Source organism: Rhodococcus sp. IEGM1339 (assembly GCF_050321925.1).
Lineage (GTDB): Bacteria > Actinomycetota > Actinomycetes > Mycobacteriales > Mycobacteriaceae > Rhodococcus > Rhodococcus pyridinivorans.
Genome location: NZ_JBNQFT010000004.1, coordinates 1 through 18,122 on the forward strand (window position 1 = coordinate 1; position 18,122 = coordinate 18,122).

The 18,122-nt window shown below is 67.0% G+C and carries 19 protein-coding genes; 8 read left to right on the plus strand and 11 right to left on the minus strand.

The genetic code is table 11. The annotated features are described in order from the left end of the window. Window positions 1-418 precede the first annotated feature (418 nt). Window positions 419-808, plus strand: coding sequence for a site-specific integrase (locus ACQR3U_RS06610; protein ID WP_230810166.1), 390 nt, complete (start codon window positions 419-421; stop codon window positions 806-808). Here the strand turns inward: ACQR3U_RS06610 and ACQR3U_RS06615 are convergent. From ACQR3U_RS06615 to ACQR3U_RS06625, 3 genes are all read right to left on the minus strand, one after another. Next, the gene (locus tag ACQR3U_RS06615; RefSeq protein WP_230810022.1) at window positions 805-1,248 is read right to left on the minus strand and encodes a hypothetical protein; all 444 of its coding nucleotides are present in this window, start codon (window positions 1,246-1,248) and stop codon (window positions 805-807) included. The two genes, ACQR3U_RS06610 and ACQR3U_RS06615, sit on opposite strands and share 4 nt — an antisense overlap. A 75-nt stretch (window positions 1,249-1,323) precedes the next feature. Next, window positions 1,324-2,250: a DUF2971 domain-containing protein gene (locus ACQR3U_RS06620; protein WP_230810023.1), complete on the minus strand. Its 927-nt coding sequence runs from the start codon at window positions 2,248-2,250 to the stop codon at window positions 1,324-1,326. A gap of 291 nt (window positions 2,251-2,541) precedes the next feature. Continuing rightward, window positions 2,542-3,321 carry an alpha/beta fold hydrolase gene (locus tag ACQR3U_RS06625; RefSeq protein WP_230810024.1) on the minus strand — a complete coding sequence of 260 codons (780 nt, stop codon included), beginning with the start codon at window positions 3,319-3,321 and terminating at the stop codon, window positions 2,542-2,544. A 55-nt stretch (window positions 3,322-3,376) separates the two neighbouring features. Here ACQR3U_RS06625 and ACQR3U_RS06630 point away from each other — a divergent pair, with 55 nt between their 5' ends. Continuing rightward, window positions 3,377-5,140 (plus strand): GNAT family N-acetyltransferase, encoded by a 1,764-nt coding sequence (locus ACQR3U_RS06630; RefSeq protein ID WP_230810025.1) that lies wholly within the window; start codon window positions 3,377-3,379, stop codon window positions 5,138-5,140. A 25-nt stretch (window positions 5,141-5,165) separates the two neighbouring features. Here the strand turns inward: ACQR3U_RS06630 and ACQR3U_RS06635 are convergent, their stop codons facing one another. The 3 genes from ACQR3U_RS06635 to ACQR3U_RS06645 all read right to left on the minus strand — a co-directional run bounded on the left by ACQR3U_RS06635 (window position 5,166) and on the right by ACQR3U_RS06645 (window position 8,726). Then, window positions 5,166-6,341 (minus strand): flavin-containing monooxygenase, encoded by a 1,176-nt coding sequence (locus ACQR3U_RS06635; RefSeq protein ID WP_230810026.1) that lies wholly within the window; start codon window positions 6,339-6,341, stop codon window positions 5,166-5,168. A gap of 114 nt (window positions 6,342-6,455) precedes the next feature. Continuing rightward, complete coding sequence (locus ACQR3U_RS06640) at window positions 6,456-8,081, minus strand: LuxR C-terminal-related transcriptional regulator (RefSeq protein ID WP_230810027.1); 1,626 nt, start codon at window positions 8,079-8,081, stop codon at window positions 6,456-6,458. Window positions 8,082-8,168: 87 nt separating this feature from the next. Then, the gene (locus ACQR3U_RS06645) at window positions 8,169-8,726 is read right to left on the minus strand and encodes a TetR/AcrR family transcriptional regulator (protein ID WP_230810028.1); all 558 of its coding nucleotides are present in this window, start codon (window positions 8,724-8,726) and stop codon (window positions 8,169-8,171) included. Window positions 8,727-8,856: 130 nt separating this feature from the next. Here ACQR3U_RS06645 and ACQR3U_RS06650 point away from each other — a divergent pair, with 130 nt between their 5' ends. Next, entirely contained in the window at window positions 8,857-9,897 is a 1,041-nt protein-coding gene (locus ACQR3U_RS06650; protein WP_230810029.1) for an ABC transporter permease, read from the plus strand. Here the strand turns inward: ACQR3U_RS06650 and ACQR3U_RS06655 are convergent. The 3 genes from ACQR3U_RS06655 to ACQR3U_RS06665 all read right to left on the minus strand — a co-directional run bounded on the left by ACQR3U_RS06655 (window position 9,894) and on the right by ACQR3U_RS06665 (window position 12,315). After that, complete coding sequence (locus ACQR3U_RS06655; protein WP_230810030.1) at window positions 9,894-10,373, minus strand: AAA family ATPase; 480 nt, start codon at window positions 10,371-10,373, stop codon at window positions 9,894-9,896. The genes ACQR3U_RS06650 and ACQR3U_RS06655 overlap by 4 nt on opposite strands. A 104-nt stretch (window positions 10,374-10,477) precedes the next feature. Beyond that, complete coding sequence (locus tag ACQR3U_RS06660; protein ID WP_033097256.1) at window positions 10,478-11,266, minus strand: hypothetical protein; 789 nt, start codon at window positions 11,264-11,266, stop codon at window positions 10,478-10,480. 74 nt (window positions 11,267-11,340) lie between these two features. Next, entirely contained in the window at window positions 11,341-12,315 is a 975-nt protein-coding gene (locus ACQR3U_RS06665) for a pseudouridine synthase (protein WP_019287979.1), read from the minus strand. 122 nt (window positions 12,316-12,437) lie between these two features. Between ACQR3U_RS06665 and ACQR3U_RS06670 the strand changes: the two genes are divergently transcribed. After that, window positions 12,438-13,709 (plus strand): MFS transporter, encoded by a 1,272-nt coding sequence (locus ACQR3U_RS06670; protein ID WP_230810031.1) that lies wholly within the window; start codon window positions 12,438-12,440, stop codon window positions 13,707-13,709. A 16-nt stretch (window positions 13,710-13,725) separates the two neighbouring features. Here ACQR3U_RS06670 and ACQR3U_RS06675 read toward each other — a convergent pair whose 3' ends face one another. Together ACQR3U_RS06675 and ACQR3U_RS06680 are read right to left on the minus strand one after the other, a co-directional pair. Then, window positions 13,726-14,634: a hypothetical protein gene (locus ACQR3U_RS06675; protein WP_269601329.1), complete on the minus strand. Its 909-nt coding sequence runs from the start codon at window positions 14,632-14,634 to the stop codon at window positions 13,726-13,728. Between the two features lie 87 nt (window positions 14,635-14,721). Next, window positions 14,722-14,988, minus strand: coding sequence for a helix-turn-helix domain-containing protein (locus tag ACQR3U_RS06680; RefSeq protein WP_230810033.1), 267 nt, complete (start codon window positions 14,986-14,988; stop codon window positions 14,722-14,724). Window positions 14,989-15,080: 92 nt separating this feature from the next. Between ACQR3U_RS06680 and map the strand changes: the two genes are divergently transcribed. The 4 genes from map (at window position 15,081) to ACQR3U_RS06700 (ending at window position 18,110) form a co-directional block, all read left to right on the plus strand. Next, complete coding sequence (map, locus tag ACQR3U_RS06685) at window positions 15,081-15,860, plus strand: type I methionyl aminopeptidase (RefSeq protein WP_230810034.1); 780 nt, start codon at window positions 15,081-15,083, stop codon at window positions 15,858-15,860. Between the two features lie 89 nt (window positions 15,861-15,949). Next, the gene (locus ACQR3U_RS06690; protein ID WP_072740540.1) at window positions 15,950-16,240 is read left to right on the plus strand and encodes an FmdB family zinc ribbon protein; all 291 of its coding nucleotides are present in this window, start codon (window positions 15,950-15,952) and stop codon (window positions 16,238-16,240) included. 41 nt (window positions 16,241-16,281) lie between these two features. After that, window positions 16,282-17,535 carry a formamidase gene (fmdA, locus tag ACQR3U_RS06695; RefSeq protein WP_006550661.1) on the plus strand — a complete coding sequence of 418 codons (1,254 nt, stop codon included), beginning with the start codon at window positions 16,282-16,284 and terminating at the stop codon, window positions 17,533-17,535. An 86-nt stretch (window positions 17,536-17,621) separates the two neighbouring features. Further along, on the plus strand, window positions 17,622-18,110 hold the full coding sequence (locus ACQR3U_RS06700) for an FBP domain-containing protein (RefSeq protein WP_230810035.1): 489 nt from the start codon (window positions 17,622-17,624) through the stop codon (window positions 18,108-18,110). Window positions 18,111-18,122 lie beyond the last annotated feature (12 nt).

The following is an 18,122-nucleotide window of genomic DNA, read 5'->3' on the forward strand; positions in this document are numbered from 1 at the left end:
GCCAGGCCCCGAATTGTCGCTTGCACGACCACGTCTACCTGGTGTGAACTCGCCCGCCCGGCCAGGGGAACGGACTCCCTGGTAGCAGGCCAGGCGCTCATCCTGCCCTCTGGTGGCCGTTTAGACCGTGCCGTGCGCCCCGCCGCAGGTCAAGCACTACCGTCTGATCTTCGTGCCCGCGCTGGCACGACGATTGGGGTTGGGCCGCGCCTTCACGGAGAGCTTCTTCTGCTCGACGTCGAGGGACGGGGTGATGTCGAGCCGGCGGTCCGGCTTGCCGTGTAGCCCACGATCCCCTTGACCAACACGCCCCACCCCTTGGGCGTCGTGAACTCAGCGCCGACCTTCACGCCCTTGTACTCGCCCGAAGATCGGCAAGACGCGCGTCGTCCCCATCCCGCCACCCCTGCGCGACGCCCTGGCGGCCCTCGCCGCCGAGCGCACAGAGGCAGGAGCGTTCAATCCCCAGTTGTACGTATGGCCCGGACCTGAGGGTGCCGACCAGCCGATGAGTTGGGGCCGGGACTTCTACCTGAAGTGGTGGAAGGCTGCCGTCGCCAAGGCGGGGCTGCCCAGCGCGCTCCGCTTCCACGACATGCGCCATACCTGCGCGGCGTTGCTCATTGCGGCAAACGTCCCCGCCAAGGCTATCCAGGCGCACCTGGGCCACAGCTCGTTCAAGATCACGATGGACACCTACGGGCACCTGTACGAGGACGCCAGCGACACCGTCGCCAATGCGATGGGCGCGGCGTTCGCGGCCCCGGCAGCCCCGGAGCAGTGGAACGTGCGAGCGCTCAGGGGTTAGGACAGCTCCCAGCGTTTGTCGAGCTGTTCAATCGTCCTAGACAGCAATGCGATCGCAGGCTCGCCGTTGTTTGCTTGGGCGTACCTGCGCAGGTCGACCTCCAGTTTGTTGCGCTTGTCGTTGTCCAGCTGTTCAAGAAGGCTGTGGTACCACTGCTGAGTATTGAGATCGAGCGCGCGCTTAAGCTCGGCCTCCTTCAGTGGGTAGTGCTCGCAGTCTGGGTCGTAGTCGGTAACGTCCGACGCGGACCGGTAGTCTTCGACAGTCTTCCGAAGCTTATCGATCTCTCCGCGCCAAACCTTGATCTTGCTGGTCCTGCGCTCACGTTGTGCTCGACGCTTATCGACACCCCATTGCGCCCACGGGGCGACCAATGACGCCACTGAGCCCGACACAAGGCCCCCAATCGCACCGATCAGTGCTACAAGCCATCCATCCATGTGGTCTTTGTACAGTCTCTACTCTGCCCTTGTCGGCGCGACACGGCGTCTGCCATCTCTGCGAGCGATCAGGCGCTAGCCCCGGAAGGACAGCCCTGTCTTCTTGATCTGAATCCCGTGGTCTTTGCCGAACTCGTGAACCAGCAGATACTCAAGTGTTGCTTGTCGGAGATCCATATTCAATCCTGGTCCGACGGTAACCGACTTTATTGAATGCGGATCAAATGCGAGTTCGGTGTAAGGGATCGGCCCGATTTTGGAGGGGCGGAAGTCGACGGTAGTGGGGTACGAGACGCATACTCGCATCTCCTGTTCAGCGGCAAATCCCTTTTCCTTCAGGAAGGGAATTGTAAGCTGGTAGGCGGCTACACCCGCGATTGCAGCTAGCGCATTTCGGTTGTTCTGCCTGACAAGATCTCCGAAAGTTGGGTCGCTTGCGGAAAATCCATGATCTTCCAGGTTTGCGTCGGGGCGGTGAAGGATCTCGTGCAGCTTGCGTAGGACCGCGTCTGAGTATCCAGTTTCGTTCTGCTCAAATCCTAGGCCGTAGTCGACATTTTCGTGCCTGACGGACCGTTGATCTGGTTGAGATTCCGATAGACTCTTGGTCAGTTCGTCCTTGTCGAAGGTGATGCAGTACCCGTCCCTTGCGTAGCCCCGCCACTGCCCAAGGTCGTCATAGTGGTTGGAAAAACAGCACACATACTGACCATCCTTGGGATTTGCCCCGGCTCCACGTAGCATTTTCTTGATAGTCTGCACGGATTCGTGGAGTTCATCGGTGTGGGTGATTTCTCCCGAGTCGTCTTCCCTTAATCTCTTAAGGGCGTCGTCTAGGGATTTGGTCACTCTCTGCAGGCCGGAATCATGTTCGAGCGAATCATTCATGAACTGGATGTTCGTCGCCCAAAATTTCTTATTTCGAATGATTCCGATGAGGCCGCCCGTGTCGGTGTAGTGATGAACTTCGCCGTTGTCGGGCTCCCAATGGATGTAAGTCATGGCGTGATCGTCTCATGTTGGTCCGACAACACGCCCAAATGGGACGCGTGGGGCTACAACGGGGCTAATGCGGCATCCCTGAACCACGTTTCCGCAGGTAGCTCGGCTAAATGGGCGTCCCGCTAGCGTTCCGCTTCAACGTCTGACGAGATGACGCGGTTCGCAAGGCGACCGCTGCCCGCTCGATCCCATTTTCGTGTTCTCGACCCCGTATATCGGGGTCGAGAACACCAAAGTTGTTTTGTCCCCCATTCCGTAGCCGCGTCGGGAGCCGAACGTCGTCACCGCGAGTCAACCGTGCCGGGCGACGTCCTCGCAGAGGATGCTCGGCCACTGTGCGAGATCGGCCGGGGTGTGCGCGATCTCCAGCTTCGCGTGGGGGAGCAGACCCACCAGCGCCTCCGCTGTGGACACCGGGTGGGCGGGGTCGTCGATCCACGCCAGCACCGTCACCGGGACGTCGATGCCGGACACGGCCTCCGGATCGGGCAGGTCGCTCAGTGCGGCGCCCCGGAACAGCGACGGCAGCAGCTCCTCGGTGACGTCGGGGACTGTGTCGGGCGCGTCGACGGTGGCCGGTGGACGTGGTGCATTCAGATCGCGCATGAGGAACGCCGCCAGTCCCTGCTGCTCGATGAGATCGGCGGCGGCCCGGTACTCGGCGGCCTTCGCGGTGCGGGTGGCCCAGGCGGTCGCCGGCACCAGCAGCGTGAGGCTGCTGAACCGCTCCGGATCCTTCACCGCCGCGTGCAACAGGGTCCCGGTGCCCATCGACGGCCCGACCCCGTGCACCCGCTCTCCGGGAAAGTAGTGATCGAGCAGCCGCAGCAGGTCGTCGACGAGCACCGGCCAGCGGTAGTCCTCCGGCACCGCACGCCCCGTCGAGTGGCCGTGCCCCCGCGCGTCGTAGCGCAACAGTCGAGTGCCGCTGAGCCCGCGGCCCAGGTCGAGATCCATGAGGCGGTCGCGGTGGCGGCTCGAGGTCAGTCCGTGGAGCTGGACGACCGGGTGGCCACCCTCGTCGCTCAGCTCCACGTCGAGTTCGGCTCCCGGCACACTGAAGGTCGGCACGTCGTCTCCCGATGTCGGAAAGCAGTTGCTGGAGAAGGCGCCTAGGATACCCGGCATGCGGCTGACAAATGTGGCGCACCTGCGCCTGCCGTTCGGCCGACTGCTCGGGTACGACGTCACCGTCGCGGGGCTCGGCCGGGCGCTTCCCGTGTCGTTCGACCAGCGGCGGCACGTCGGCGCGGGCGATCGTCCCGGCTCCTGGATGGCTCTGTCCTTCCGTCTGTTCGAGCCGGTCTCGCCCGACGACCTCGCGGCCGCGTGGCTGGCGGTGATCGCGCGGCACGGCACCCTGCGCTCGGTGTTCACCCACGGCGACGACGGTGAGCCGCGCCTGCACGAGGCCGAGATCCGCCCGGGCGGCTGGGTCGAACATCCGATCGGTCCCGGTCAGGCCGTCAACGACGCCCTCCGGGACGTCCTCGACAGCGCATGTTCGCCCTACAATCGGCCGTCGCACCGACTATGCGTGCTCGAGACCGCTACGGAACCGACCGTCGTGGTGGCCGCCGATCACTCGCACGTCGACATGTGGTCGATGCTGGGGATGGCCCGCGACCTGCTCGCTGCCCTCGCCGCCGTGCGCGCGGGACGGGAACCGTCCCTGTCGCCGACACCGGCCTTCGCGGAACACACCCGGGCACTGCAGGACCGTCCGGCCGCACCCGCCGAAGTCCACGAGCGCTGGGCCGAGGTGCTCGCCGCCAGCGGTGACGTGATGCCGCGCTTCCCGCTCTCCCTCGGAGTGGCGAGTCTCCAACGCGAACGTGTGGAGGTGCGCGACGTGCTCGACGTCGACGACAGCGCCGCCTTCTCCTCCCAGGCCAAGGACGACGGGGTGTCCACCCTCGCGCTGGTGGTCGCGGCCATGACCGAGGTGACCCTCGAACTGGCCGGAGTCCCGTTGCGGGCGGTGTTCCCGGTGCACAGCCGGTACGACGCCACCTGGCACGACTCCGTCGGCTGGTTCATCACCAATTCGGTGCTCGAATCGTCCGTCCCCGAACCTCGCGCGGCCGCGGACGCCGTCAAAGAGGCGGTCCGGCTCGGATCCTGGCCCCTCGAGGACATCCTGCGCCCGTGGGGCGGTATGCCGGAGGTCCCGGGCATGTTCGCGATCTCCTGGCTGGACCTGCGCAGGCTTCCCGTCCGGGTCGACGCCACCGGCCTCGAGGCGCAGTACGTCGGCGCGACCATCCGCACCGACGGGGTGATGCTGTGGTTCATCCTCGACGACTCGGGTCTGCACCTGCGGTGCCGCTATCCCGATACCGTCGAGGCTCGACGGCACGTCGGTGGCTGGCTGGACCTGCTCATCGCCCGGTTGCAGGCCCGCGCCCGCGAATCGGTCGGCGGGCAGATCCGGTTGGGCGACAGTAGCTATCGGGTGCAACGTGCCGGTCGATCCGACGTACCGGCGATCGTCGCATTGCTCTCCGACGACGAGCAGACCCCCTGCGACGGTGCGGAACTCGCCCGATACGAAGAGGCCTACGACGCCGTCGCCCGCGACCCCTCACACTACCTCGCGGTGGTGCGCGACGAGGTCGGCCGGATCGTCGGCACGATGCAGTTGACGATCGTGCCGGGTCTGTTCCGTGGCGGTGCCACCCGCCTGCTCGTCGAAGGAATCCGGGTCGTCTCGTCCGAACGTTCCCGCGGCATCGGCACAGCCATGCTCGAGTGGGCCCACGATCACGGCCGGAACCGGGGTGCCACGCTCGCGCAGATCGCCGTGGACGCGTCCGACGAGCGGGCTCGGATGTTCGGGGCGCGGCTCGGCTACGGCTGCACCCAGGTTGGACTCGAACGGGCGCTCTGACGTCGGCCGACTCGATGGCCGAGGACTACGTCGTAGCCGACGGCGACGCGGTGGAGCTCCGCTTCGTCGTGTAGCGCGTCCTGTGCCGATCCGGATCCGTTCCGGGGGACGTGGGTGCGCCGCGTGCGACGAGGTGACGGACGACGTACTCCGCGTCCGCGCCAGCGCCGCCGACGAGCATCGACCGGAACGACGACTGGAAGCACAGACCGGTGAAGTACAAGCCGGGCACCGAGGGAACCACGCCGTGTTCCTCGCGCGGCCAGCCATCCGTGTCGAGCACCGGTAGGTCGATCCAGTCGTAGTTCTGACGGAATCCGGTGCACCACACAATATTCGTCACGTCGAGAATCCGGCCGTCGGACAGTGCGGGGCGGAGTTCGTCCACGCCGGTCACCTGCTCGGTGATCCGGGTGACGCCGCGCGCGGCCAGCTCCCGCCGGCGGATTCGCAGCAGCGGCGCGCCGTGATGCCGTTCGTCCTCGCGAGCACGTCGTCCCATCGGGGTGCGTACGGACAGCACATGTCCCCACACGAACCACAGGACCGGGAACAACACGCGCATGGCGGGACTGTCCACACGCACCGGCAACTGCCCGGTGTCGCGTCCGCACAGGATCGTCGGATGGGACGCCGCCAGCTCGTAGGCGATCTCACTGCCGGAATGAGAGACCCCCACCACGAGCACCGGACCGTCACGCAACTGCGACGGATCGTGATATTCACTCGAATGCAACTGCACGATTTCGGGATCCAGTTCGGAAGCGAAGCCGGGGACGCGTGGGGTTCGACCGAACGTGCCCGTGGCCACGATGACGTTGTTCGCCTCGATCCGCGTGTCGCCGCAGTCGAGGGCGAACCGGTCACCGTCGTGGGAGAGTCGGCGCACCCGGGTGTTACCGAGTACGGGCAGATCGAATCGGGAGGCGTAGGACTCGAGGTAGTCGGCGAGCTCGTCCTTGGTGGGGGAGCGGTGCGGGTCGCCCGGGAACGACATGCCGGGCAGTCCGTCGTAGCCGGCGGGACTGTACAGGCGTAGCGAGTCCCAATGGCAGCGCCAGTTGTCGCCGATGCGTCCGTACGTGTCGACGATGAGGAACGGACGGTCACGGCGGGCCAGATGGTAACCGGCGGACAGGCCTGCCTGACCTGCGCCGACGACGACGGTGTCGATCTGTTGGGGTGCGCTGTGGACGGTCATGACGACTCCCCGAGGTGAGGGAACTACACCGACGACGTTAGGCACTGCCGCCCCTCGGCCGCGTCGGGAGGAGTGTGCAATCGAAGGTGGCAGCGTATGGGCAGTTCTACCCAGTCAGAGCAGGCGATGCTCGTACGCGTAGGCCGTCGCCGCCGCTCGTGAGGACACCTCGAGCTTGGTGAATATGTTGCTCAGGTGCCGGGCCACCGTCTTCTCGCTGATGACGAACTCGTGGGCGATGGCTCGATTCGTCTTGCCCGTGGCAACGGCGCGCAGCACCTGGGCCTCCCGGGGCGTCAGCCCGTTCGGTGCGTCGGCGAGTTCGGGACCGCGGAGCTCACGCAGATCCGGCAACGCGTGCAGATCGTGGAAAACCGATGTTGCCGAGTCGAATTCGAGCCGGGCGTCATCGTCGTCGTCGAGTGCGGCGCAGCATCGACCCTGCAGCACTCGTACCCGGGCACGTTCGTAGGGTGCACCGAGGTCACGCCAGCGCCTGCCGGATCGCCGCAGCCGTTCGAGGGCGCCGCAGGGGTCACCTTCGGCGAGCAGGACCGAGCCCTGCGCGTGGTCTGCCATCGCTGCCAGTGCAGGGGCGTCCTGCGTCCGGGTCAGCGCCTCGAGTTCGTCGGTGCTGCGCCGGGCCGCTGCGACATCTCCGGTGGCGAGCGCGATCTCCGTGTGGGCGGCGAGCATCCGCGGCCGGTCGAGATTCGAGGCTTCGCCGAGACCCCGGAGGATTCCGGCGACCGCTGCGGTGGTGTCGCCCTGCCTCAGACGCAGCAGAGCAAGACCCGGCTGTACCTCCTGCCCGTACATGCCCGCTGACCTGTAGGCGGCTTCCGCCTCGGCGAACTCACCGCGTAGACGATGCAGTTCGCCCTGCTCGTACAGGGCCATTCCCATCGCGGGTTGACCGGGCGGATCCGACAGCCGCTGCAGTGCGAGGCGGGCGAGGTCCATCGCCTGCGACCAGTCGCCCTCGAGTTGCAGCATCTGGGCGCGATGGACCAGGCACTGTCCCCGGAAGGGCACGAGTCCGGACTGATCGTCGCACCAGCGGCCGAGGGCCTGAGTCCACTCCTTCGCCCGTTGCAGATGATATGTGCCGTAACAGGTCTCGATGACAGCGCAGTACACCAGTCCGGAGACGACGGGCGAGACCTCGCCCAGTCCGACAGCGACGAGTACCTCGTCGAGTGTCCGCAGCCCGCCGTCGACGTCGCCGAGCAGGACTCGGCACTGTCCGACGCCCAGCGAACCGAGAGCGAGGAGATCGGCGTCGTGGCAGGCCCGTCCGATGCGCTGAGCTGCGGTGAAGATCGGCAGTGCCTCGGTCGGCCGGTTCGCGTACATCTGCTGTACTGCTCCGGGGATCATCAGGAATCCGCTGGTCGCGCAGTCCGGTCGGTCCGGGACACCCGACTGTCGGGCTCGCTCCAGCCAACCTCCGGCCCGTGCTACTTCACCGCGTCCCATCAACAGGAAGCACAACCAGAAGGCGCTGATACCCGCGCTCTCGGTTTCGCCGGCTTCGAGATGTGCGGCGAAGGCGCGCTCGTACAGTGCGACGCTGGCGTCGTCGTGACCAGCGAGGTACGCGGCTCGGGCGAACAGATCGAGGTCGTCCGCGGACAGGACGGCGAGTGTGTCGGCGCTGCGGAATCCGTCCAGGGCACGCGGCCACTCGCGCGCGCGGTACGCTGCCCGCGCGTGGTCCAGGACCGCCGACCTGCCCATGTTCGCTCCCGCGATCGAGCGCCGCCGACACCGGCTGATTGCGATCCTACGCCCGCGGATACGCAGGGTCGTCGGTGTGCGCGCGGCTCACGACGGTCGCATGCCCGCCAGAACGATCGACACCAATCGTGGAACGAGATCCGGGGTCACCGCACGGATCGCGTCGGGTAAGGGACGGGTGATCAGGCCGATCGCCAGGACCAGTTCCAGCGCGTCGAGGTCGGGGCGCACGATGCCGGCGGATCGCACCGCGTCGAGCAGCTCCTCGACCCCGGCGAGCGTCTGCGCCTGGGCGTCGCGCACCGATTCGGAGATCTCGTCGGTCACGAATTCGGCGAGGGTGGCCGAGAGTGCACCCAGGTCGAGTTCGACCAGCCGTTGCACGTAGCCCACCCAGGCGTCCTCGGGTGAGGAGCCGACGCGCTCCAGGGCCTCGGTGCCCGCTGCGCGCATGTCGGCGAGGATCGTCAGCGCGACCTCGTCGGCCAGCGCGGCCCGGGACTCGAAGTTCCGGTAGAGGGTAGCGATGCCGACTCCGGCGGCCTCCGCGACCGCCTCGAGTGCGACGTCGCTGCCGTGGACGGCGAACAGCCGGCGCGCCTCCTGGACGATCAGCTGACGACGCTTCGCGGCATCGGCACGCATCGGTTGCCTTCCTTCCGGAGTGGGCTGTGAGGAACTTCGCTTGACATGTCCATCCTAACCGGAGGATTATTCTCCGATATAAGTGGAGGAAAATCATCCACTTAGTGAGGGCTCGGACAAGGAAGACGCGATGGCAGACGCCGCTACGACGACAGTTCCCGACGAGGATGACTCCACCGCGCGCAAGCCTCATCCCGTGCTGTCGCTGCTGGGAATGACGTGCGGGCTCGGGGTGATCCTGATGCTGATGCTGCTGGTCTTCATCATGCCGTCGCTGAAGAGCGGACCGCACGACCTGCAGGTCGGTATCGTCGGAACCTCCGCAGCGGCAGAAGAATTCGAGACGTCGCTCGCGACGGCCGCCCCCGACGCCTACACCTCGCAGCGATTCGCCTCCGAGCAGGAACTGCGCGCCGCCATCCACGACCGCGACGTCATCGGAGGGTTCGTCGTCGACGAGTCGGGCGTTCGCACGCTGGTCGCCGGCGCGGGCTCGACCGTCATCTCCGGTTCGCTCGCCGGAACCTCGCAGGCGGTCGGCGGAGCACTCGGGGCCGATGTGAGCGTCGAGGACGTCGTTCCGTTGCCGGAATCCGACCCCACCGGTGTCGGCATCGGTGGTCTCGCCTTCCCGCTCGTCTTCGGTGGCATCGTCCCGGTCGTTGCATTCCGGAAGATCCTGCCGCGCAGCGACGGCTGGTACCTGACCGGCCTGCTCGTCTTCGCTGCCGTCGGTGGCATCGTCGTCGCGTCCATCCTCACCTTCGCGTTCGGAAGCATCGGATCGACCTTCTGGCCGGTCGCGGGATCCATGGCCCTCGGTATCGCCGCCCTTGCACTCCCGTTGGCCGGACTCCAGAAGGCCTTCGGCGCCAAAGGGTTCACCATCGGTGCGATGGCCATGATGTTCCTCGGCAATCCGCTGGCCGGTATCGCGACGACGTCGGCATGGCTGCCGTCCGGACTCGGTACCTTCGGTCAGATCCTTCCCCCGGGTGCTGCCGGAACCCTCGTGCGCTCCGCGGCATACTTCGACGGTGCCGGCGGATTCGTCGCGCTGTCGACCCTCGCCACGTGGATCGTCGTGGGACTCGTGCTCTACGCGGTGGGCATGCGACATGCGGTGGGTGAGGAAGCGACAGAGCGTCCTTCGGAGCAGGTCACGGCCTAGCGGACTACTTCGAGCGGTCCTTCCTCGGGCGTCGGCGGCTCGAACCGCTCGAAGTACTCCGTCGCCGTCCGCTCGGTCAGCGGCCAATCGTCCGCCCACCTCCCGTGCCGGTCGCCGACCCGGCTCAGGATGGTCTCGAGCTCCGTCGCGATGTACACGGTCTCCGGCACGATGCCCTGCGGTGCGAGCAGTGCGCGAAACTCGTCACGTTGTCGCCGGAACCAGAATCCGAAGTCGAGCACGACATCGTTCCCGGCTGCCACATGGCGCAGCAAGCGCGCCTTCAGGTCTGCTGATACCTCGGCCACCACGTCGGCGGAGGGCATGGTCGTGATCCCGCGATCCCAGAACTCCACCTCGTACGACAGAAGCGTCCAACCCTCGCGCTCCAGGCGCTTGGCATAGGTGGTCTTACCGGCACCGGCCGGGCCGCACATCATCACGACGCGAGACACTCGGGTCCTGTTCGCTGCCATCGGGCCGACGGTACGCACCGCCACCGACATCGAGACCGATAACGCTCATCGCTGATCCGAATCGATCGGGCCTGATCCGCACCCCTGGGCGCCAGGGCACCGCGTCACGTGGAGGCCTTCTCGATCTTCGGTGAGAGTCTGCCGATCACGGCGCTGCCGATGATGCCGACGACGATCATGCCGATCCCGACCGCGTCCGGTATCGAGTCGGTGACCCACCCGAAGATCCCCGCGACCAGCACGAACGTCGGTATCCAGTCGATCAGCTTCAGGAGCGACGGGGCGGGTTCGGACTCGCCCTGCGACGCCGCGAACTTCGCACCGGCGTAGTCCGGATAGAACTCGGTGAAGGAGACCGCGAAGAAGATCGCCGCGAGCTGGAGCACCCAGCCGGTCCAGAAGTTGCCCGGGTCGCGCATCACGGCGTCGCCGATGAACCCGACGATGGCGGAGAAGGTGAACGCACCGGCCCAGACCGCGGAGATCACGTAGTTGATCTTCATGAACAGGGGAGACGTCCAGTACTCCTGGGGCGTGTCCTCTTTCGCGTAGGGGAGTGTGAACGGCCTACGCGCGATCAGGGTGGCGACGACGAACACCGCGAGCGCGATGTTGGTGAGTTCACCGGCCCAGATCTCCATCCAGTCGATGACGCCGTCCGACGCGATGAGGCCCACCGCGGCCAGCACGACGAAGAACGCCGCGCCGAACACGTCGAGGGCGTGTATCTTGATGCCGCGTCGCGCGCCCACCCACATCGTCAGCAGGACGAGGCCGAGAGCGAAACACACCGCTTCCTCGAACCGTCCCGGGGCCGACAGGACGGACATGAGGATCCACGGTGCGATGCCCGACAGTGGCGACCGGAGGTAACCGTCGACGACCTTGGTCATGCCTACCAGCGTATTTCGTGAAGCCGGGCATGTCGGAGTTTTCGCAGGATCGACCAGGATCCGCTCGGGCGCACTCAGTCCTGCGTGGTCGGTGCTTCGGCCAGGCTGCGCCGGGTGGCGAAGCGACGCTCGACCCCCGACAAGGGGTCGACGAATTCGAGTTCCCGCGCGAGCAATTGGAGAGGAAGCGAATGGTCGTCCGGTGTCTCGGGCAGCAGCACGGGATACCAGTGGTCGCCGAGGATCCCGATACCGAGCGCCGCCAGGTGCACTCGCAGCTGATGCATCCGACCGGTGTGCGGGCGCAGCAGGGTGTGCAGAACGGCCCGTCCCGACCCGCTCACCCCGGATCCGAGCACCTCGATCAGGGTCTCGGAGTTGGGTTCGCGGGTGTCGTCGGCGACGACGCGCAACTCACCGCGTCGCGCCTCGATGTGATTGCGGTACAGCACGGGGACCGGACGTCCGGCGATCTGCGGCGCTGCCGGATCCCACTCCGCCGGCAGTGCGGACACCGCCTCGTACACCTTGGTGACCCGGCGCTTCTCGAACAACGACTGGTAGGCGCCGCGCGTCTCGGGCCGGGCCGAGAACATCACGAGCCCGGCGGTCGCCCGGTCGAGCCGGTGGATCGGTGTCAGATCGGGGTTGTCGAGGCGGGTCCGCAGACGGACCAGTGCCGATTCGCGCAGGTAGCGCCCGCCCGGAGTGGTGGGCAGGAAGTGCGGTTTGTCGACCACGACGAGGTCGTCGTCGATATGCAGGATCTCCTCGTGGAACGGCACCGGTTCCTCGACGGGCAGATCGCGGTAGTACCAGACGAACCGGTGCGCTCCGAGTTCGGTGCCGCGACCGATGGGTTCTCCGTCGATCCCCACGATCTCGCCGGCGTCGAAGCGGCGGTAGAGATCGTCGGCGTCGAGATGGTCGAAGCGTGCGACGACGTACTCGGCGACCGTCGACCACGGACCGGAGGTCGGAACACGCAGTCGCGTGGGCCCGACCCCGTTCCTGACGGGCAAGGGTGACGGCATCGGCACGGGCACCATCCTCCCATCGGCTGCGACGTGAGCTGCGCCTCGGGTGATCGGCGGTGGCGCGATCGGAGAGCGAGGCGCGGTTCACAGATGCTCGTCGGGGACGGTCGGCACCGTTCTGCCACCATGTCCGCATGACTGCACCGGCCCGGCTCGGCATCCCGACCGGCACGCTCGCGCTGCTGGCCGCCCTGTACTTCGCGCAGGGTCTGCCGTACGGGTTCTTCACCCAGGCGCTTCCGGTGGTGCTCCGCGAGTCGGGTTTCTCGTTGATCGCGATCAGCGCGACGGGTGTGCTCTTCGCGCCGTGGGGGCTGAAGTTCCTGTGGGCGCCGTACGTCGACCACTACGGAACGCGGCGGCAGTGGCTGCTCTCGCTCCAGCTCGCGGCGTCGGCGGTGTCGTTGATCCTGGCGTGCCTCGACCTGTCGTCGACGCTGCGGTGGCTGCTCGTCGGCATCGCGGTGGTCAACGCCCTCTCGGCAACGCAGGACGTCGCGACCGACGGTCTGGCCGTGCAACTGCTCGGACCGACACAGCGCGGGCTGGGGAACGGCATCCAGGTCGGCGCGTATCGCATCGGCATGATCGTCGGCGGAGGAGCGCTGCTGTGGGTGTTCTCCCTCGCGGGTTGGCGCAGCCTGTTCCTCGCGATGGCGTTCCTGCTGGTGCTGACGACGATCCCGGTGTGGCGACTGCCGCGCACGGAGCGACGAGCCACGACGGATCGGGAACCGCGAAGCGCGACCCGCATGACGGTCGCGTGGTGGACGCGTCTGCGCCGCCCCGGGATGCTCGCGTTCATCCTGCTCATCGGCGGCTTCAAGTTCGGTGACTCGATGGGCTCGGCGATGGTCGGTCCGTTCATGTCCGACTCGGGACTCACCCTCGGGCAGATCGCGCTGGTCAAGGGTGTGCTGTCCTCGGCAGGCGCTCTCGGCGGTGCCGCCCTCGGTGGGTGGCTGTGCTTCCGTCGCGGTCGTCGGCAAGCCCTGCTGATCGGTGGCGTGACCCAGACGGCGAGCCTCGCCTTGTACGTCGTCGCGTCGCTCGGCTACGGCGGGTTCGGGCTCATCGTCTCCGCGAGCCTGGCCGAACACGTCCTCGGCGGCGCCGCGACGGTCGCGGTGTTCACGCTCATGATGGACGCCGCGGACAGGGACCACGCCGGCAGCGACTACACCCTGCTCGCGTGCGCGATCGTCGTGGTGCAGGGCATCGCGGGCTTCACCGCCGGTGTGGTCGGAGACGTGTTCGGTTATCCCGCGCTGTTCGGCACGAGCCTGGTGCTGTCGGGAATCGGATGTGCCGTCCTGCTGCTCGCTCTTGATCGAGGCATCGGGCCGAGCGGGGTGCACGGTGTGTGGCAGAGCGGCGCGGGGCGGGCGGCCTCGCGTCCCCGGTGATCACCGGTACCGCCGATCACTGCGACCAGTACTGCAGCATCGGCTCCTCGGCGAGCACCGTCGACCCCTCGGAGATGACGAGAGCACGCGACGAGATGCTGTACTGCACACCGGCGTTCGTGGCGGTGAAACCGTCGCCCGAGGGCGCGGGGTCGTCGATCTCGATCGCCGCACCGTCGTTCGTACGAACGCCCTTGTAGTAGTACCGGCCGGCCCCGGTCTCGCACACCACGACGAGCGAGTCGGCCGTCTGGCCGATGGCGACGGCGGGATTCGTGTGGTTGCACCGCGCCTCGGGGATGCCGACGAAACCCTGGGGGTCGGTGTCCTCGGAGGCCGACACGGGCGGTAGTGGACGTGCGGGTCCGGTCGCGGGCGCGGGATTGCCGGTTGCTGTGAGTTCGAGATCCTCGATCCGCAGGGCCAGGTCGCCCGGCAGCACGGTGACGTAGCTGTTGCCTTGCACGATGCTGTTGGCCGTGATGCACTCGAAGTCGCCCGTGAGGCACGACAGCCGTTCCCAGTAGCCGCCGAGCGAATCCGTCGGGCGTAGCGCGTATTCGCCGGGGGTGATGTCGACTCCGACCTTCAGGGTGCCGTTGGTCGGGAAGCCGCTCGGGGTGGCAGGCCGGCTCGTCTGCGCTCGCGGGGTGGGCGGATCCGCCTCGGTCTGCGGGGCTGCGGATGGCGACACGGTGACCGTCACGGTCGACGGGGGCGGGCTCGCGGCGACGGCGCTCTCCGATCCCGGATCGGACGAGCGGGTCAGGACGACGACCAGGGCGGCGACTGCGGCGACGACGGCGACGAGCAGGGCACCGCCCACGAGCCACGGCCACTTCGGTCGTCGCGGCGGGGTCGGGGTGGGCCAGGGTGGCGGGGGAGCGCCGTAGCCGTAGCCGTATCCGTCCGGCGGAGGCTGCATCGACATTCGGGTCCCTTCGCTGTCGCGGTGTTACGCCTCCTGATATCGCTGCCGATGTCTGCTGCTGTTACGTCATGCGGGGTGGGATCACCCGGTTTGCTGCAGGTCGTCATAGGGAAGGGTCAGTTCGGCCAGATCGTCGAGGGAGACGGGCAGCACCCGTGCGAGGGCGGCGATCGTCGCGAAGGCCGGCGTCGCCAGTCGTCCGGTCTCGATCTTCCGAAGGGTCTCCGGCGAGATGTCGGCGGCCTGAGCCACCTCGGTGAGCGTCCTGCTGCCTCGGGCATCGCGCAGCCGTCCACCCAGGCGTTTGCCGGCGGCCAGCTGTTCCGGGGTCAGAGGGAGTCGCACCATGACCCGCAGTCTAACCGCGCCGGTATGAAAATACCGATTGTCGCGATAGGGTGGTATTTAAATACCGTCTCGTGATCCTGAGGAGTGCCCACGTGTTGGAACTGAAGACCCCCGGTGAGATCGCGGCAATGGATGTGACCGGTACGTTCATCGCCGAGTTGCTCGACGACCTGACGGGCCGCGCCCGTCCCGGCGTGAACCTGCTCGACCTCGAACAGCGCGCACGGGACATGATCGAGGAACGTGGCGCGGTCTCGTGCTACTGGGATTACGCGCCGTCGTTCGGGAGCGGACCGTTCCGCAACGTCATCTGCCTGTCCGTCAACGACGCAGTGCTGCACGGACTCCCGCACGACTACGAGCTCCGGGACGGCGACCTGCTCAGCATGGACATCGCGGTCTCGATCGACGGCTGGGTCGCCGATTCGGCGCGCAGCATCATCGTCGGCGCGGAGCGTCCCGAGGACCGGCATCTCGTCGAGGCGACCGAGGTGGCACTGGCCGCGGGTATCGCCGTCGCGCTCCCCGGCAACCGCCTGGGCGACATCTCCGCGGCGATCGGCGCCGTCGCCGCCGAGTACGGCTATCCCGTCAACACCGAGTTCGGTGGTCACGGTCTCGGCCGCACCATGCACGAGGATCCGCACGTGGCGAACGCCGGGCGTAAGGGGCGTGGGCTCGTGCTGCGTCCCGGCTTGACGCTCGCCCTCGAACCGTGGTTCGCGGCGGGGACGGACAAGATCGTCTACGACCCGGACGGCTGGACCATCCGCTCCGCCGACGGCTCGCGTACCGCGCACAGCGAACACACGATCGCGATCACCGAAGGTGAACCGCTGGTGCTGACGAAACGGGAGCGCGTCACCGAATAGATCCGGACGGCAGGAAGGTTCGAAGTAGACACGCGGGTTTCCGCTCGGTCCGTTATGGTCGGTGCACCGACGCGCGAGAGGCGATGCAGATGCCGCTGTACGAGTTCCGATGTGCCGACTGCGGGCCCTTCGACGTCTCCGTTCCCATGAGTGAAGTCTCCGCATCGGCTCCGTGCCCGCGGTGCGAGCAACAGTCTCGTCGTTCTCTCACCCCACCGCGTCTCGGTCGGGGAGATTCGGCAGCGATGCGCCTGCACGACGCGACGGCCCGTACCGCTTCCGAGCCCGACGTCGTCTCGGGTTCCCTCCCAGGCGTGTCGAGGCGTCCGTCGCGGCCGGTCACGACCGATCCCCGACATCGAACGTTGCCCCGCCCGTGATCCGACACCGCCCGTAATCAGACACCGCTCCAGGAGGTCCCGTGCCCGACGTCGTGTTCCCCCTCGATTCGACCCGCCGGTTCACCGATCAGGACAAGATCGGCCACAACCGTTGGCACCCGGACATCCCGCCCGTCGCGATGCTGAAACCGGGGGATTCCTTCCGCGTGCACTGCCGCGAATGGTTCGACGGCGAGATCCACAACGACGACTCCGCCGACGACATCCGCAATGCCCCGCTGCACATCGTGCACGCGTTGTCGGGACCGTTCGCAGTGGAGGGTGCCAAGCCCGGCGACCTGCTGATCGTCGACATCCTCGACCTCGGCCCGATTCCGCAGGAGGACTCGGGTCCGCTCGCCGGGCAGGGCTGGGGCTACACGGGCATCTTCGCGAAGACGAACGGCGGGGGATTCCTCACCGACCAGTTCCCCGACGCCTACAAGGCGATCTGGGACTTCTCCGGGCAGAAGGCGACGAGCCGCCACGTGCCCCACGTGTCGTTCACCGGCATCGTGCATCCCGGCCTGATGGGGACGGCGCCGTCGCACGAACTGCTGTCGACGTGGAACACTCGGGAAGCTGCTTTGATCGCGACGGATCCCGACCGCGAGCCGGCGCTGGCGCTGCCGCCCGAGCCGAACGGCGCGATTCTCGGCAGCCTGTCGGGCGCCGATTTCGACCGGGTCGCGGCCGAAGCGGCGCGCACCGCTCCACCGCGGGAGAACGGCGGCAACCAGGACATCAAGAACCTCACGAAGGGAAGCCGGATCTTCTATCCGGTCTTCGTCGACGGCGCGAATCTGTCGGTCGGCGACCTGCACTTCTCGCAGGGTGACGGCGAGATCACCTTCTGCGGTGCCATCGAAATGGGCGGGTTCATCGACCTGCGCGTCGATCTGATCCCCGGCGGTATGGAGACCTATGGGGTGAGCGAGAACGCCATCTTCATGCCGGGCAACACCGACCCGCAGTATTCCGAGTGGCTCGCGTTCTCCGGCACGTCCGTGACGCTCGACGGCGAACAGCGGTATCTGGATTCGCAATTGGCGTACCAGCGGGCGTGTCTGCACGCCATCGACTATCTGACGAAATTCGGCTACAGCCCCGAGCAGGCGTATCTCCTGCTCGGGGCTGCACCCATCGAGGGACGTTTGTCGGGTGTCGTGGACATCCCGAATTCGTGTGCCACGGTGTATCTTCCGACGGCGATCTTCGACTTCCCGGTCGCGCCCACCGCATCCGGTCCGGTGACGATCGATCCGGGTATCGGAGCACCGCGTTCGTCGGCGTGAGGGCCGCGAAAATCGTTTGCCCGGTGTGAGCGGTGCGCGTACCGTCCTCGGGTCGGTACATACGCGAACGAAAGGTGGTCCCCGCCATGGACCCGCTCACCGAACGGGACATTCGAACATCCTTCGTCAACTGCTCCAAGGGTGATGCGAAGCGGCTTCCGGTGCCGCGCGATCTCGACGACCGGCCGTGGGACGAACTCGACTTCCTCGGCTGGACCGACCCGTCGTTCCCCGGTCGCGGCTACATCGTGGTCCCCCGCGACGGCGAACTCGTGGGTGTCGCCATTCGGTTCGAACAGCAGGGCTCGGGCAAGACGCAGATGTGCACGATCTGCCTCACCACCCACACCCGGGGTGGCATCGCTTTGATGACGGCGAACAAGGTCGGCGATGCGGGTCGAGCGGGCAACGCGGTCGGAACCTACATGTGCATCGACCTGCAGTGCTCGCTGTACGCGCGCGGCAAGAAGAAGCCCGCACTGGGCAGCCGGTACCGCGAGGATCTCGAGCCGGAGGAGAAGGCCGAGCGCGTCCGCGAGAATCTCGGCGCGTTCGTCGATCGCCTGTATGCCTGACGGGCGAACCCG